Raw genomic sequence first — 551 nt, forward strand, 5'->3', positions numbered from 1 at the left:
CCAAAAACGAAACAAGCAGGCAGCATAAGGCGAAGACGCCCTACTCGATCCGACCAACGCCCTAAATAAGGCGCACAAAACGCAATCGCTAGACTATACGCCGTAATAAAGAGTGTCACCTGGCTCGGTGGAACACCAAGATCATCTCCGATAGGTTCTAAAATAGAGCCAAGCAGCAATTCGTCAGCACCTACCAGAAATGCAATAAGGAACAACGCTATCGACTGAATCATGCTTCAACCTCCGCTTGCAACGAAAGCTCCGCTAAGGTCGCGATATCGACGATTCTGTCTGGCCAATCTTGGATAAATGCCTTCTCGTGTGAAACCAAGATGACACTGCCCGCAAAACGTTGTAGCGCCTGCTTCAACGCATCTTTACTGCTGGTATCAAGATGCGTAGTTGGCTCATCGAGAATGAGTACATTGCAGCCTCGTGTTGCTAAACAACAAAGCTTAACGCGAGTTTGCTCCCCACCACTCAACGCCTCTAAGCGACGTTGTGCTTTATCACCCTTTATCCCGAAGCGTGCTAACAGCTTACGAGCCGAG

At 49.2% G+C, this 551-nt stretch carries 2 protein-coding genes; both read right to left on the reverse strand.

Features of this window, described 5'->3' with window-relative positions; all coding sequences use genetic code 11:
* Positions 1-233 (reverse strand): MFS transporter (locus R8N49_RS29605; protein ID WP_318190756.1); only part of this gene is annotated, 233 nt, incomplete at its 3' end.
* The coding region (locus R8N49_RS29610) for an ATP-binding cassette domain-containing protein (protein ID WP_318190757.1) at positions 230-551 on the reverse strand (322 nt) is incomplete at its 5' end. The genes R8N49_RS29610 and R8N49_RS29605, both read right to left, overlap by 4 nt.

The organism is Vibrio sp. 1978 (assembly GCF_033344345.1).